The sequence below is a fragment of the Lysinibacillus sp. NPDC094177 genome, from assembly GCF_050279145.1.
Taxonomy (GTDB): domain Bacteria; phylum Bacillota; class Bacilli; order Bacillales_A; family Planococcaceae; genus Lysinibacillus.
In genome coordinates this window covers 1-15,306 of sequence record NZ_JBNNTW010000022.1, presented here as the reverse complement: position 1 = coordinate 15,306, position 15,306 = coordinate 1, and the positions used below count along the sequence as shown (strand labels likewise).

Here is a 15,306-nt window from a genome sequence, read left to right as displayed (position 1 = left end):
TAATTGTATTCATTTATAATATATTAAGCATTGTTCTATTATAGCAAACTATCATCAAACTTCATTGTAAATATCTACAAGCCATTATTCCGTCTCATTTAATAACTATCTAATCATGGTGTTGCCTTTCTTTGAAATACGATTACGGGAATCCAACCGAATACCTGTTAACCATTGTAAAAATGCTGTCACGCCCATCTTTACTGTTTCCGGGCGTAGGTCACCCTCCTTTGGATCAGCGTAGACAAAGTCAATATGGCGGACCCCTTCATTTTCTCCAATGAGCTTTAGGATATCAAATAATTCATAGGCCGTTAAACCACCTGGTGTTGCTGCAGGTACATCTGGGGCGAATGTAATATCGAGTGCATCCAAATCTACTGAGACATAAATACGATCCACCTCATACATCAGCTGACGAAGCATTTCGCGAATTGTTAATTGTATGCCATCACGACGCATTTGCTTTAACGTAATCATATGTATTCCTTGTTCTTTCGCGTAGTGAATCATTTCTGGTGAATTAAAAAAGCCGTGTAACCCGACATTATAAACATGTTTCCCCTCTACAACTCCTGCTGCAATGAGCTTCTGTATTGGAGAATCCATGGCTAAACCAATTTCCTCCTGATTGCGGGCATCCAAATGCGTATCAATTTGAATAATCCCTATTCGATCCTTCGGAAAAGCATTCTTTATCCCTCTTAGAGAGCAAGCTGTAATCGCATGATCTCCACCTATTAGACACGTGAAACTTTTAGAATATGCAGTGCTTAAGTTTTCTGCCGCAGCTTCTATAGCTGACTCTGAAAGCATTCTATCGGTTTCGTGGATAGCCACATCGCCTACATCAACAACTGCCAACGAACGTAAATCTACTTGCTCATCTAAATTATAGGATTGAAAGCCTGGCCAAGCCTTTCGAAATGCCGTTGGATACAATGCTTTTTGGGAGGATTTACCATAAGATAATAAAGCACCGTACAAAATAATATCTGCATCACTCGGAACGGGATTTTCTTTTTGCTTAATCCATTGATGCATAGCCGAACCATTTTCTTGCTTATACTGCCATTCTGGTTGAATAAACATGTTAACCTACCACCTTCATGTTATTTTTCTATTACTATCATAACGTGGGGTTGACTTTCGTTCCGACCGGGCGCTTTCCTAAGGCGTCCAATCGGAACGAAATCAAGTTATCCACATGACATATCTTTTAACCAAATATCTTTCCCGGCTTTAGGGTGATAAGCCAAATTGTAGTCAATTGCCCTATACTACTTTATTGTTCCTACAAATATACCTAGAGAAATATCTTCCACATTAATAGTACCATTAGTACATACAATTTCGTCAAAGTTTGGTATTTTCCCTCTTAATTTCTTTAAAAATCTACATACTCCATTTACCCCTTTAAACACAAAAAGTAGCAAACTAAAAAATTGCCTAGTTTGCTACTTTTTATGTCTGAATCAGGGGGTAATCTTCATCCCCACTGATTATTGATCTTCACCAATCGGGCTTTTACGGGATAAACTCTGGCAAAGCTCTGCGACCTCATGCATCGTATAGCTTTGAAAGTTATATTGATCACGCAATTCCTGATAATATTGTAAAAGTTCCTCAAGCATAGCTAAATTTTTTTCATTGTTCTTACCAAAATTATGAGGGTGCCACCATAAATGATAAAAAGCTTTAGTCATTGCAGCTGCATGCATTCCCTCTTTAATACGTTTGATCTTTAAGCCTTCAAAAAATCGTAATGGACTACAATAGGGTCTTAAAAATGCACTTGAACGAATGTTAACAAATGAATCCATTTGCATTTCTTCAAGCGTTACAAGATGATTTCCTGTTATATTCACATAGCTATCCAGCCATTTTTTTGCACCTAATAGCCGACCTTTTTTCATAAATTTTTGAGGATCGTACAACGGATGTTTTTCATTACCTCGATAGCATACAAATCCCACTTCCTGACATGCTGGGAAATATGCTTCATTCACTTGATTACGTGGAAATACAATCGATTTCATCGGTGCGATATTTTCTTCACAAATCATTGCATTAGCATGTAGATCTGCACGAAAATTTGCTTCAGTTTGTCCATTTTCTAAACAGTAATAATGTGAAAATGTATGACTGCCTATTTCTTGATGTGGCGTACGTTTAATCTTTTCAATTAAGGATTTGCCGAAATGTAAGAGGTCCTCCTGCTCATTTTCTCCTACTTTTGCAAGTTGTGTATGTGCAGCAAAGCGCATGTTTTTATATTTAACTGGGATACCTCGTAAGTAATGAGACATTTCTTCTTTTGTTTCTGCAAATAATAGACCAACTGTTGCCCAAGTCGCATGAATGCCATACTGTTCAAACAACGTTAGTATTTTAGGCAATGCCTCGCGTACCCCATATAAATTTTTATTGTATTGTCCGTACTTAAATACATCGTGGACACCCCAATTTAGCTCAAAATCTAATGATATGACAAGTCCTCCACGATTTACTTCAATTACTACTTCCTCCATTTTTGCACGCCCAGTAACAGTGCACGTATTTTTGATTGGGTAATGTAGCCGGAATATACATCGACGACTTGTCCACCGAAACCTAGCTTAAACGACCGAACATTTTGGTCATTTGTCAGCTTCCCCATATCATATAAAACAAAGCCTTGCTCCTTTAAATGCAATAAATTGTGCCATAGTAAGAAACGATTTGCATAACGAACTGGTCTTTTTAAATGATCTGGCATCAATTGTGAATGACAAGTCGCTACATAATAGGACATCGCTTTTTTAGCGTATACAATATCCAGTCTATAGCATAGTGTTTGTCCACAAATACTTCGAATCTCAGACAACCATAGCGCTCCTTTATTTTTTAAGAGCGTAATAGCTTCCATTTGAGACTTACTAATTTGCTCGAGTTTTTTCCTTTTTGCAAAATTATTATAAAACTGTTGGAAGGCTCGTAAATTTTCATCTGATGGTTCTTTATAAATAAAAACTTGATAGGACTCTTTTTGCGCACGACGAAGTATTTTTCTATTACTTTCTGAAAGAGCAAGATACAATGACAACTCACTATCTGTAAGGTGAATATGAACCGTTTCACTTTTCATAAGCTTACGGCTCGGTACAAGTGAATGTGTATATCCAACAACCTTCATTGATTTTCTAACATTGGCTGGTTTTTCTACAAAATAAAAATGCTGCATTGCGATATTCCATCGCTTACTTTTAATGGACAGAATGAACATCGCCCCCACTCTCTGTGTATTTTTCTACATGATTTCGCTCATAACGAGCACATTTAAAATGTTTCATTCGAGAAATACGTTTATAGCCTAGCTGCAATAATCGTTTACGCTTTCGCCATTGCCAAAAGCTTGCAGTAACCCAAAGTGTTTGTGCAGGTTTCATTTTTTGGAAAAAGGCTGTAATAATATCGATATTTTTATAAACATCATAGGTTAAAAAATATGTCTGCTTTGGCAATGCTTCAACAATTTGCAATTCATCTACACGCCAATCCACAGCATGTAATGCAAACGCAACCTTATTCGTTTCAACAAAGGAATCTTTATAAATGGTGTATCCCTTATAAAGTAGAGAAATAATCTCTCCCTCATCGAGTTGCATCGCTTCCTGTATTGACAACTCCTTAAACAAATCTCCTACAGGTCGTTGTGGTGTAACATTATCTGATGGGGATAATTCATACAAATCCACTTGCCTAAAACGAATAAACTTTTCTACGAATAGTTGTCCATATTCTAGCCAATCTTTTACTTTTCCATACTTTACTAAGTAACATAATTGACCTAAAGTATTGCGTTTCCATTCCACGACACGATGATTGCCTTTTAATAATTCCTTGAGTCGTTCTTTCAACGTATAACAACTCGCCAATAGCTTTGCTCGTTTTGTGCCACTGCTTACGAGCATACGTCTTGTAAAATCAATATTAGAGCGCCAATCGAACTTATCTGGCTCGTAGCCAATACTCATATCGAACAAGCGATAATTTTCAGTATGGGTTCGCTTAATAGTTTCCTGATTCACTAATCTGCCAGGCCCAAATATATTAAATGTCGGCTCATGTGCACGTGAATAAGTTACATAACGTCCACGGCAGCAAATTCCGTAGGTGAAGGCAATCCATTGGTCTTCAAAAACAAGTGCGTCTACCTCGACTTGCAATGCCTCTCCTTTAAGGAGTGTTAACCGTTCGAAAAAATCCTTTTTCTTGCCTTTTGTAAATTCACTTGTGTTTATTTTTTTTGCCCATCGTCGATCAAATAATCTAAACATTTGCCAAAGCTCGTCCTGCGAAGGGGTTATCCTCGTTAATGAGCCTAATTTTCGTAGCTTCTGCTCTCTTTTATCCACGCTATGCATTTTTCTACGTTGATTGAAATAGTTAGAAAAATTTACATCGTGAAAGGCAAGATACGGAGTCACTACACGAAAAATACTCGGCCGTAACTGCCTTTCAACAAAATATTGCTCAATGACCTTTGTAGAGTCTTTGCTTTCCAATAATCCATGAAACGAAAATAGTAGATGTTTATACTTTTCAATGAGTTGATCAAAGACAAAGGTCGTTGCGGGCAACAGCCATTCTTTTTTCGCTACAACACCTGAATAATTCGCAATATTTTCTCCCACAAAGGCATAAATTCGTATTCCCCATCGAAGTCGGACTAAGAAGGGGAAAAAGGCAATGATAGTCCCATTTTCTTCAACGGCATAGAGCTCCACACGCTCTCTTCGCCCAACAATTTGCCACCAGTTATAAAACCAAGCAAATTCTATAAATGGATTATCATTGTCCTCCGCTGCTAAAATTTCATCCCAAATATCCTTGTACCACATAAGCTCATCATCAGTTCGAATGCGAATTAATTGCAAGTTAATCACCTTTCTTTGCCGACTTTGATACAGCCTGTTCGTAGACAAATAGAGTTTTCTGATACATTGGTAGAAACGTAAAATTCCTTAAAAAGCGACGTTACATTAACAATTGTTTAAGCCTTTTCATTAGTTGGTGGCGATAATCGGAAGCCCTGCTCGCATTGCTTCAATAATTTAGATCGGTAAGCCTTCACAATCTAATAGCAAAACAAATAATTGACTTTCCTCAAGTGAAGATGTGTCTCTAATTGATTGCCCAAAAATGAGACACGATCCGTTAAGCCTTTATCGGTAACGATTTTTTCTAAACTAGGACGAAGTGAACCATCACCTATCAATTGAAGGCGCCAAGGTGTATCAGAAAGCTCCGCTAAAGCCTCTAGCAATAAATCCTGTCTTTTTGACACTTCAAAACGAGCAACCATCATAATTAATGGATGCTCTTCATTCTCTTTGATAGGTGCTACTCGATTCTCTATTTGGTCAATGCCATTATGAATCGTCAGCATTTTATGAGCAGGAGCGATTTTTTTCGATAATACTAGCTTACGATCATATTCAGATACCTTAATAATTTTAGCTGCTAACGATTGAACTGTTTTTTCCATTCGGCTATACATAATCTTTTTTCTGCGGTACGTCTTCTGTAAAACTCCAGCTATGGGCAGTAAAAACAGTTGGAATCCCGTAAAAGCCTGCCTACTCCCCTTCCAATTGCACCCGCCTTCGATGAATGTGCTGCAACAATATCTGGTTGAATTTTTATCAATTATGCCTCGGCATAAATGCGTCCGGAATCGGCTTTGTGCTTAAGCCAGCAAATGTTTTTTGTGCGAAAGCGCAGTGCAACGCAGCGGCAGCAACAAATGTTTTTTGCACGAAAGCGAAGCGGCAGCAACAGATGTTTTTTGCGCGAAAGCGAAGCGACAGCAGCAAATGTTTTTTGTGCGAAAGCGCAGTGCAACGCAGCGGCAGCAACAGATGTTTTTTGCGCGAAAGCGAAGCGACCGCAGCAGATGTTTTTTTTGTGCGAAAGCGAAGCGACAGCAACAAGATGTTGGTCACTCAGTCGTTGCAGCAGGACGTGGCGTTCTTAGAATGAGCTCCTCTATTTCAGCGGGTGTTTGGACACCCTCTGAATAGCAACTTAAAACCGCATTCATCTCACCACCTATAGAGGTGAGAGACTTCTGTAACTACCGTTGCACTTTCGCTACAAAAGACATTTGCTGAAAAAAGTTAAAAGCGGCTCTTAGTTGTCAAATGGTTTGTAAACCCTTTTAGGTGGCCCGCTGCAAGGCCGAGATACTGATAACATCAATTTTTTCTTCTTGAAAAACCACAGTGATGGATCATAAAGGCCTGTTACAATGGTTACCTCATGAGCATCTTGCTTTAATTTTACGGCAAGTGCCTCCACATGTTTTTGCGCTCCTCCAATCTTATCCGAACGTGTAATAAGCTGAACGATCTTCAGATCTAACACTCATTAATTTTTAATAAGCACCTGTTCTCCCTAACACTACGTAAAGTGTTTTGATGATAATTTTAAGATCTATCCAAAAGGAATAATTATCGACGTATTCTAGGTCATATGAAATTTTTTGCCCGTGAGAAATATTAGAGCGACCGTTAATTTGAGCAAGTCCTGTTAATCCCGGCTTTACTTCTAAACGTCGTGCCTGTAAATTGTTATAAGCATTTGTGATGGTTGGAACTTCTGGTCGTGGTCCAACAATACTCATATCTCCCTTTAAGACATTAATGAGCTGTGGAATTTCATCAATACTTAACTTCCGAAGAACGGCCCCAACCCTCGTGATTCGTGCATCCTGTTCAGTTTTAAAATAATAATCATCAGGAATTCCGTCTGCACACATAGTAGGCATATTCACTGGAACCGCCTGTATGGTCATTGTCCGTAGCTTCCAAATAACAAAGCGCTGATGTTCCTGACCAGTACGGATTTGTTTAAAAAAAACAGGGCGGCCAGTGCTAATAAGTAAAACGAGGAATACTACCAACATAAAAGGTATGGTTACGAAAAGTAATAGGAGTGCCCCCACAATATCCAAAATTCTCTTTCCGTACTGACTATAAAATGTAATAGTCTGAGCTGTCTGCTCGTGCAATACATCATCCTTTGCATTTTTTTAGCACTTAACTTTATATATTCATTTGGTACATTTATAGAACTACTTTTGAAAAAGCAATTTTCTAACAAAATGAAAAAAGAGTTATTTCAAAATATTTTTGAATAACTCCTAACATTAATATATTCAGTCATTAATTGAGATGTTCTTTTTTACCCTTTTATAATTTGCACGTCGCATGCAATTTGAACATTTCCTTTTAATGCCTTACTAATCATACATGTTTGTTCCGCCTTCTCAGCTAATCGATGAATTCTCTTTTGTTCTCGCTCAGTTAAATTTTGTACAACAATCCTTGGCTTATGCACGATCTTCTCATATGTAAAAACACCATTCGTAACATCAACAAAACCTTCAGCTTGCATGGACAAATCCATCAAAGCAATCTTCGAATTTTCAAGTAACGTAGCCAGTGTAATTAAATAGCAGGTTGCTGCCGCTCCAAGCAACATTTCATCAGGATTTGTCCCAATCCCTGGTCCATTCATTTCTCGAGGAATAGAAATTTTCGTATTTAGATTGTCCGCAACAATATTCCCCGTCCCATTTCTTCCCTCCGACCAATTTAAATTCATCCTAAATAAATGTTGAACCATAATTAAATCCTCCTTTTTATTTTGTAGTTATGAGTTAGAACGATTGCCCGGTTACTGGAGCAGTTCTACGCTCTACCCGATCACTCCTCAATCGGAACGAAAATCAACCCACGTTATAACGATGAGGTATTTACCATGAAAAACAATTAGTACTTACAAAATTAAATAATACTTTAATCTTACCATTTTGAAATTTAAGAGATTGATTGTTTATTTAGTTATACAACACTTTTCTTCCCATGGCATAAAGTATTATCAGCGTAATAATGTAACATCCAATATTTAAGAAAAACAGGAAAACTGATTTTATGGTAAAATAGAAAAAACAATTCTTTAGGAGATTTTAAAAATGATTTTAACAAAGCAACAAGCAGTACAAGCACTTAAAAAGAACAAATTTATCGGTTTTACTATTAAAACAGGAAATATCATTATGAAAAAGATGAATAAAACCGATTATAATATTTTTGTATTTGAAGAAGGCAAAGATAAACCAGTGCGTTATGTAGGTTCTATTATGAACGTGATGGCTACAATGAGCGACAAAGCTTCAAATAAGGATTTTGTTATTGTGGAGCAGCTTCCAACTCAAAATAAAGAAGAGGCTAAATCTGTAGAAAAAGATGAAGTTAAAGAAGTAACTAAGCCTGTAGAGAAAGAAGAAATTAAAGAAGCTGTTAAGCCTGTAGAAAAAAATGAAGTCAAAGAAGCTAAGAAAGAAAAAGCAGTTGACTTCGATGAAGAAAGACGTGCCATTTCGGGTTATGAAGGCATATATGATGTTACAGCGAGCGGTCGAATCATTACAGTTCGTGAAAATCGCCCATTAGCACGATGCAACGATGAATATGGTTTCCATATTGTTCGATTGACAAAAGAAGGTACTGCTTCAAGTCACAATGTGTTTGAACTTTGGAAACAGGCATACCCTGAGCTTGAACAAACTAATTTTAAAGGTGCCTTAAAAGCGAAATATGGAACAGGCTGCAAGCTAAGTGATAAACCAGGTATACACTTTTAATCATAAAGAATCCTCAGCGTCGTTGCATTGACGCTGGGGATTTTTTTAATAAATTTTTCACTTGTGATTGAAGATATCAATGTTACGAGCTTGTCATTATTTCGTTGACCTTCAACTCTATCTCGCAAAACCATTTGAAAATGCTCTCTATACCTTTAGCAAGTTCGATTTTTCCTTATTAACTGTATTTGCCATATGCGTTGTTGCAATATAGCTTAATGTCATACCAGGCCCTAATGTTGCACCTGGTCCTGGATATGTTTCGCCCATTATAGAGGCTGAGCAATTCCCCGATGCATACAACCCTTCAATTGCCGAACCATCTGCCTTTACAACGCGGGCATGCTCATCCACTACTAAGCCGCCCTTAGTCCCGATATCTCCTGGATATAAACGAAGTGCATAAAATGGAGCATTATTAACCTCTGCTAGGTTCGGATTTTTCAAGGTAGGATCTCCATAATAATTATCATAGGCACTATCTCCTCGAAGGAAATCTTCATCACGTCCATTATGAGCAAAGGCATTAAAGCGCTCTACAGTTTCCACTAAATTTTCTGGAGGAACATTCATATGCCCTGCAAGTTCCTCAATTGTTTGTGCACTTTTCACTATACCGTTATCAAACCAACTTTTTGGGAACGCTTGTCCTGGGAACAATCCTGTGAAAATATAGCGACTCTTTGCCTTTGCATCGATCAATATCCAAGAAGGTATAGCATTATTAGTTTTTTGGTGGTGAATATACATTTTGTCTACAAATTCATGATAAGGTGCCGCTTCATTTAAATAACGTTTCCCAGCACCATCCACAACCATCATATTTGGAACTCCACGGTCTGCAACTAGGAAGAAAGGGTGCCCTTGTGGATCAATAACGGAAGGTGCTCCCCATACTTTATCCATTAAATCTAATGTCGCCCCTATTTTCACACTAGGCTCGATAACATCTCCTGTTTGTCCTTCAGGTGTAGAAGTCCATTTTGCGTTTGTTGGTGCAGGTAAATAGTTTTCTCGATATGCTTGATTATGAGAAAAACCACCTGAAGAAAGGACTACCCCTCGCTTCGCCTCGATCCGCATCTCCTGCCCATCACGTTCAACCATGATACCAGTCACCCGATTTTTTTCAACGATAAAATCTTTAAATGCAGTGGAGATCCACAGCTCTCCATTCGCTTCTGCAAGTGACAATCGTAATCGAGCAATTAGCGCTTCCCCTAATGCAACAGGCTGACTTCCTGTAATTTTCGACTTCACCAAACGCATGCCTAATTTTAAGGCAGTTGTTTTTCCCTTTGTCGTGCGCCTAACCATATTTACCTTATGAAATTCATAGCTATTCATCGTAAAGCCTTTAGAAGACAATGTAGAACGACGCATCGTATCTGCTAATGACCCCATTTTCTTAATATCAAAAATAACTGGCTCAATCGATCGCCCTTGAGGTAAGCCACCTGGTTTTTCAGGATAATAATCTGAATAACCTTTAGCATATTGGAAACGCATATGCCTAGTATGATTATTTAAAAACCTTAACATTTCAGGCCCCCGTTTAATATAAGCTTCCTTCAAGGCCTCTGGTACACGATCACCAATGGTTGAATCTAAGTATAAACGCGCTAGATTATGTGTATCAGGAACACCCTCACCCTTAATCACATGATTATTTGGAATCCATAGTGCTCCACCAGACATGGCAGATGCCCCACCATAATGCTCTGTCTTTTCAATGACTAATGATTTCATGCCTTGTAGCTTCGCTGTCAGTCCTGCCGTTAACCCCGCTGCCCCAGAACCTACAACTACCACATCATAACTCGCATCCCATTTCATACTTACATCCTCACCTTCATTAGTAGTCACTAAATCAATGAATCTCGTATTACTACTAAAAAGTATAGAATCGAAACAATATTCAGTCAATTTAATCCTACCATAATTTGTGATTGATGCTTTCTAGGGAGCGTCTCCTCTTTCACATGTGCACTAAAGCATTCACTCAGATTTCAATAATCCCCCCTAAAAATAGATTTATCGATAAAATAACCTTTTACTCTTTAGGATTGCATACATTGGATCTTTTTCTAAAACTTACGATTATCATAATCGTTTCTATTTAGCATATATTTTTTAAAACGGCTTTAAGTATATATAGGGTGGAGGAATTTTGCAGTTGAGTGCGATGATACTTGGTGGATTTCTTTTTTTAAGTGCTAGCATCGGAGGAGCCCTAGCTTGGGTATTCTCTAAGCTATTCCAGCATACAACTCATGGATTATCATTACTATGTGGAGGATTTTTAGTTGGCTTACTTGTAGTAGACGTCATTCCTTCTTCTTTTCAAATGTACAAATCATTTGGCCTTTTACTTGGAATTTTGATGGGCTATTTAATGTTTGAAATACTTAATAGTTTATTTCACACTTCCCATACACAAAACCCCTCTGTATCATTACTCGCAATCGCTATAATTATCCACACTATTCCAATGAGCCTTACTGTCGGACAGTTACTAGGGAGCTCCGCATTAAGTATTGCAATAACAGCTTCCATTATTCTACATCATCTACCAGAAGGCTTTGCACTTTCAACAGCATTATTATCACAAGGAGAAAGGTTATGGAGACTCTTTATTTATTTCATAGCATTTTCGATATTTTTTAGTATTTTTATACAGATCGGTCAATATTGGGCGTTATCTAATAAGGCACAAGGAGTACTAATGGGCATATCGATTGGCTTAATAGCAACCGCCAGTATTTCAGAATTTATTTTGCATCATATTCGTTCCGTATCACGAAAAACCTTTTTAATATATATTTTATTAGGTTATTTATTAAGTCACATATTTCATATGCTTATCGAGTAAAAAAGCAATCCACCAGATATTGTGGATTGCTTCTTTTTTAATTACTCATCGGCACCAACTAACATTAATGTTAGTGTTAGGATTTTAGAGAACTGTGCACGTGTAAGATTACCTTTTGGATTAAATTGACCGTTTGCTCCATCAATAACACCTAATTGCTTTAATAATCCGATTGATTCAACAGTTTCCTGACGCATTTGGTTTTTGTCTGTAAATGGGTTATTTTTGCTAACTTTACTTACATCAAAATCCTTTGATTCTAAGTATCTTGCTGTTACAAATGCCATTTCCTCACGTGTAGCAGGTTTATACGGCTCAAAATTAACACCATCAAAAATTTCGATTAAGCCATACTCTTCTAAAATCGCTACTTCCTTTGCACCTGGGAAATTAGCTAAATCTTTATATGTAGCAGGACCTTCATAATCTTTATTCACATCTAATCCAGTACCACGGAAAATCATAGAAACTAATTGTCCACGTGTTACTTGTCCATTTGGATTAAATGTTGTTGCAGATGTTCCATTTATAATGTCTAATTGGAACAATAATTGGATATAGCCCTCAGCCCAATGTCCAATAGTATCCGTGAAGTAACCGCCTGATTTTAAGTCAATATTGTCTTCCTGAATTGCTCCCACAAAAGCATTTAAATCTGCATTATCTAAAGCTTGCCATTTCCCTTGAGCATAAACTTCTGCCTTAAATGCATTTCCAGATGGAGTAAATTTCATTTGAATAGAGTCACCGAATAGCTCTTTAAATTCTTTTTGTTCCTGTGCACTCATTTCAGTAACTTTCAATAGTGCTTGTAACGATATCTTTAATGTAATATTATTTTTTGTCGTTACTAATGTCATATCTTTATCTTCATAGGCTAATTTAGAGATTACTAGTGTTTTATAAAGATCCTGGTATGTCATTGATTGCGCTTGTTTAGTCGCTGCAACTGCCTGTTTTGGATGGATAAAGCTAGCAACATCTACATTTTCTTGAGCATTTGCTTGTAACCCAAAACCTCCTGTAAAACATGCAATACTTAGTGCACCAGCTAAAAATGTCTTTTTCATTCTTCTTGCCCCTTTCAATTCATAGATTTAGTGTACTAAAATAATCGTAAGTAAATCTATAAAAATATGGAAATTATTCAAAATTATAAGAAAGACCTATTTTCTATCATATAAAAAAATTACTAAATCTCCATGTAAATTCAGAAAATATATAATATATTTTCTTTATTAGATAAATATGCTTTATATCACTTTTTATTTATCTAGAAAAAATAGTAAATCTGTTCTTTCTTTTAGTAGGTATAAAGTAGATAGTAGCGGACACCAAATAGGAATCACTGGTCGAAATTTCAATCAAAAATCCAAACCCAAGCTTCGAAAACCTGATTTCCTAAAAGACTGATCAATCAACAATACGATATACATAGTATCGTTGCTATGTGCATCGTTTTTTTGTTTTTTTGAGGTGTCGACATCGGGTAGCAATTTGAAGTAATCGGGTGGTTACTCAATCTGATCGGGTATGACGTGAAAATGATCAGGTAGTAACTAAAACCGCTCGGGTTGGCCAACCTCAACCTGCTCTGGGTATACTGCGAAAGTAATAGGATGGCTACTTGATACGCTCGGGTTTACTAAGAATATGATCAGCTATTAACTCGACTGATCAGGTTTACCAAGAACTTTATTAGGTTTCCAGCTCGAGTCATCTAGGTATACAGTTCACGAGAAAAAATCCCAAAAACTAGGTGCGTCCTGAAACTTTACTGTTGCAAGCTTTTCTATAATTTTCAATTTAATTTCTTGTTCCAAGTCTTCCCTTTCTTGATATTCTGTATTGTGTAAACAATGTTTAATTTTAGGTATGAAATTCTCTATAATTGTTAGGGTCTCTTCGTTATGTTGGTTTTCTAAATGTGCCATAGGTTATTCCCCCTTTTTTCTGAGTGTATAATTGAGTTTATTTAAAGCATTCCTGTGAAGGTTTGATATATTCTGTGGGCTTGTTTGTAATGTTTGACCTATTTCTTTTATAGAAAGCTCTTTTACATAGAGCATTTCTAAAATTTGGAGCTGTCTAACCGTTAGTTTTTGTAAGGCCTTTAAAAGCTGTTCATCCTCTATATTGTCTAATAGACCTTCCCCAACTATATTATCAAGTTCCTTTTCATTGCTTGCATCTTCTATTTGCTCTATTGCAGTCGTGCCACCATATTTTGATAAGCCATTATCTAATATTAATAAAGTGCGATTTTGCTTCCTTCTTCTTTTTTTATCAAAATCTAAGCTGAAGAAATAAATTAAATTACTGACGTATTTGGTCTTCCTAACATTTATATAGTGAGATTGAAAAGACTCATCCACGAGTTTCTTATTAATATCAGTTGGATATAAGATAGCTTTTTGCACCAAATGAAGATTTTCTGAATCCGACAAAAAGCTTTTTATAATTGGATTGCTAACTTGCTCATTATTTCTATAGAAGAATTCCTCTATCTTCTGATTATCTTTCTCCATTTAATAATCCCTCCTACATATCCGCCTTCTTTCTATATAAAGTGAATGTAGTCTCTATATTATAAACCAAAAACAGAACAAATGTTCTTAAAAAATCATCAAATAATAACGTTTTTTTACAGGAAGGTTGTTTTTATTAATTCAGAATTCTCTTTACATATTACAGTTTAAATTTTGGTGATATAGGCAAGTGGCTGCAACACCTGGATCCTCGGCTCGAATCCGAGTATTACCAAAGGAGAGTGATTTACATTATGATATCGGAAAATGTTCCAATGTGGATTAGCTTAATAGGAAATTTTGGGTTCCCAATTGCCATAACAGTCTATCTGTTCATTCGATTTGAGAGGAAAATAGATAAATTAGAAGCTGTCATCATGGAGTTATCTGAAATTATAAAATCTCTTAATTACAAAAAAGGAGGATGATCTATATGGAAATTGAAAAACTAATGGCTTGCTACTGTAAAGCTAGAGAAATTCAATCATTCTATACAAATTGTTTAACTAATGACAGTCTTTCTTCAAAAGAACGTGATTTACTCATAAATCCTATTAAAAATGCCAGTACTTCTTCTAATTTATTGAAGGAATATTGTCAGATTAAAGCTAACGAAATTTGATTTAATTACATGTAAGCCCACCAAGGTTGGAATTGGTTTTAATCAATTGAAATAAGCAAAAAATAAAGTCATTTAAAATCCGTATTATAGACTGAAGTAATGTAATCATAACCACAAATTCTTTATCACATTATTTTTTCAAGCATACTATACAACAATAAAAGGAGCGATTGGAGGCAATTATGATTAGCAACAATAAAATTGCAACGACTAATACTGTGCTGGCAATTTTACTTGTTCTTGGTATCACCTATAATTATTTTTACAATCAAACACCCATTCAAATTGAACGCTTAGGTAATTTAGGGTTATGGCTAGCATTCCCATTATCGATAATCAATATAGTACTGAGCTTAAAGCTCTTGAAAAATAAAACTGGTAACGCTAGTAGCTTCGTCACTTTTATGATTGCTGTAATTATTTTAATCATTGCCTTATTTTCACTATTCCATTGGGGCTCGCCATAAAAATACAAAACTCCAAAGGCTAAAAAGCTATTGAACTGCACCCCAATTGTTAAACACATCTAACAATTGGAGGTGCAGTTTTTCTATGGCTAAATATACTGTAGAAGATAAATTACAAGCAGTTG

At 36.4% G+C, this 15,306-nt stretch carries 17 protein-coding genes; 6 read left to right on the top strand and 11 right to left on the bottom strand.

The features are described from left to right. Positions 1–105: 105 nt before the first annotated feature. From ACQKNC_RS21435 to ACQKNC_RS21415, 5 genes are all read right to left on the bottom strand, one after another. Positions 106–1,092, bottom strand: a complete 987-nt coding sequence (locus ACQKNC_RS21435) for an agmatinase family protein (protein ID WP_427426744.1) — start codon at positions 1,090–1,092, stop codon at positions 106–108. 410 nt (positions 1,093–1,502) lie between these two features. Beyond that, positions 1,503–2,531, bottom strand: coding sequence for a polysaccharide deacetylase family protein (locus tag ACQKNC_RS21430; RefSeq protein WP_427426743.1), 1,029 nt, complete (start codon positions 2,529–2,531; stop codon positions 1,503–1,505). Next, positions 2,519–3,265, bottom strand: coding sequence for a hypothetical protein (locus ACQKNC_RS21425; protein ID WP_427426742.1), 747 nt, complete (start codon positions 3,263–3,265; stop codon positions 2,519–2,521). The genes ACQKNC_RS21430 and ACQKNC_RS21425 overlap by 13 nt, the downstream gene beginning before the upstream one ends. Then, positions 3,246–4,928, bottom strand: coding sequence for a GNAT family N-acetyltransferase (locus tag ACQKNC_RS21420; RefSeq protein WP_427426741.1), 1,683 nt, complete (start codon positions 4,926–4,928; stop codon positions 3,246–3,248). Before ACQKNC_RS21420 ends, ACQKNC_RS21425 begins: the two co-directional genes overlap by 20 nt. 191 nt (positions 4,929–5,119) lie before the next feature. Beyond that, a complete protein-coding gene (locus ACQKNC_RS21415) occupies positions 5,120–5,542 on the bottom strand; it encodes a glycosyltransferase (protein WP_427426740.1) in 423 nt (140 codons plus the stop codon). Between the two features lie 185 nt (positions 5,543–5,727). Here ACQKNC_RS21415 and ACQKNC_RS21410 point away from each other — a divergent pair, with 185 nt between their 5' ends. Beyond that, positions 5,728–6,024, top strand: coding sequence for a hypothetical protein (locus tag ACQKNC_RS21410; protein ID WP_427426739.1), 297 nt, complete (start codon positions 5,728–5,730; stop codon positions 6,022–6,024). A gap of 394 nt (positions 6,025–6,418) precedes the next feature. On the opposite strand, the gene ACQKNC_RS21405 is transcribed toward ACQKNC_RS21410, so the two are convergent. Continuing rightward, positions 6,419–6,997, bottom strand: a complete 579-nt coding sequence (locus ACQKNC_RS21405) for a sugar transferase (protein ID WP_427426738.1) — start codon at positions 6,995–6,997, stop codon at positions 6,419–6,421. A gap of 230 nt (positions 6,998–7,227) precedes the next feature. Further along, on the bottom strand, positions 7,228–7,671 hold the full coding sequence (locus ACQKNC_RS21400) for an SACOL1771 family peroxiredoxin (RefSeq protein ID WP_427426737.1): 444 nt from the start codon (positions 7,669–7,671) through the stop codon (positions 7,228–7,230). A gap of 349 nt (positions 7,672–8,020) precedes the next feature. Between ACQKNC_RS21400 and ACQKNC_RS21395 the strand changes: the two genes are divergently transcribed. After that, positions 8,021–8,692: a 3-ketosteroid-delta-1-dehydrogenase gene (locus ACQKNC_RS21395; protein WP_427426736.1), complete on the top strand. Its 672-nt coding sequence runs from the start codon at positions 8,021–8,023 to the stop codon at positions 8,690–8,692. A 147-nt stretch (positions 8,693–8,839) separates the two neighbouring features. Here ACQKNC_RS21395 and ACQKNC_RS21390 read toward each other — a convergent pair whose 3' ends face one another. Next, a complete protein-coding gene (locus ACQKNC_RS21390) occupies positions 8,840–10,618 on the bottom strand; it encodes an FAD-binding protein (RefSeq protein ID WP_427426735.1) in 1,779 nt (592 codons plus the stop codon). Between the two features lie 259 nt (positions 10,619–10,877). Between ACQKNC_RS21390 and ACQKNC_RS21385 the strand changes: the two genes are divergently transcribed. After that, positions 10,878–11,564 carry a ZIP family metal transporter gene (locus tag ACQKNC_RS21385; RefSeq protein ID WP_427426763.1) on the top strand — a complete coding sequence of 229 codons (687 nt, stop codon included), beginning with the start codon at positions 10,878–10,880 and terminating at the stop codon, positions 11,562–11,564. Between the two features lie 41 nt (positions 11,565–11,605). Here the strand turns inward: ACQKNC_RS21385 and ACQKNC_RS21380 are convergent, their stop codons facing one another. The 3 genes from ACQKNC_RS21380 to ACQKNC_RS21370 form a co-directional block, all read right to left on the bottom strand. Further along, entirely contained in the window at positions 11,606–12,634 is a 1,029-nt protein-coding gene (locus ACQKNC_RS21380; RefSeq protein ID WP_427426734.1) for an S-layer homology domain-containing protein, read from the bottom strand. A 663-nt stretch (positions 12,635–13,297) separates the two neighbouring features. Next, on the bottom strand, positions 13,298–13,498 hold the full coding sequence (locus ACQKNC_RS21375) for a hypothetical protein (RefSeq protein ID WP_427426733.1): 201 nt from the start codon (positions 13,496–13,498) through the stop codon (positions 13,298–13,300). A 3-nt stretch (positions 13,499–13,501) separates the two neighbouring features. Continuing rightward, positions 13,502–14,092: an RNA polymerase sigma factor gene (locus ACQKNC_RS21370; protein ID WP_427426732.1), complete on the bottom strand. Its 591-nt coding sequence runs from the start codon at positions 14,090–14,092 to the stop codon at positions 13,502–13,504. A gap of 254 nt (positions 14,093–14,346) precedes the next feature. Between ACQKNC_RS21370 and ACQKNC_RS21365 the strand changes: the two genes are divergently transcribed. The 3 genes from ACQKNC_RS21365 (at position 14,347) to ACQKNC_RS21355 (ending at position 15,181) form a co-directional block, all read left to right on the top strand. After that, positions 14,347–14,520 (top strand): YvrJ family protein, encoded by a 174-nt coding sequence (locus tag ACQKNC_RS21365; protein WP_427426731.1) that lies wholly within the window; start codon positions 14,347–14,349, stop codon positions 14,518–14,520. Positions 14,521–14,525: 5 nt separating this feature from the next. Beyond that, positions 14,526–14,714 (top strand): hypothetical protein, encoded by a 189-nt coding sequence (locus ACQKNC_RS21360; RefSeq protein WP_427426730.1) that lies wholly within the window; start codon positions 14,526–14,528, stop codon positions 14,712–14,714. 182 nt (positions 14,715–14,896) lie between these two features. After that, positions 14,897–15,181, top strand: coding sequence for a hypothetical protein (locus ACQKNC_RS21355; protein ID WP_427426729.1), 285 nt, complete (start codon positions 14,897–14,899; stop codon positions 15,179–15,181). Positions 15,182–15,306: the final 125 nt, after the last annotated feature.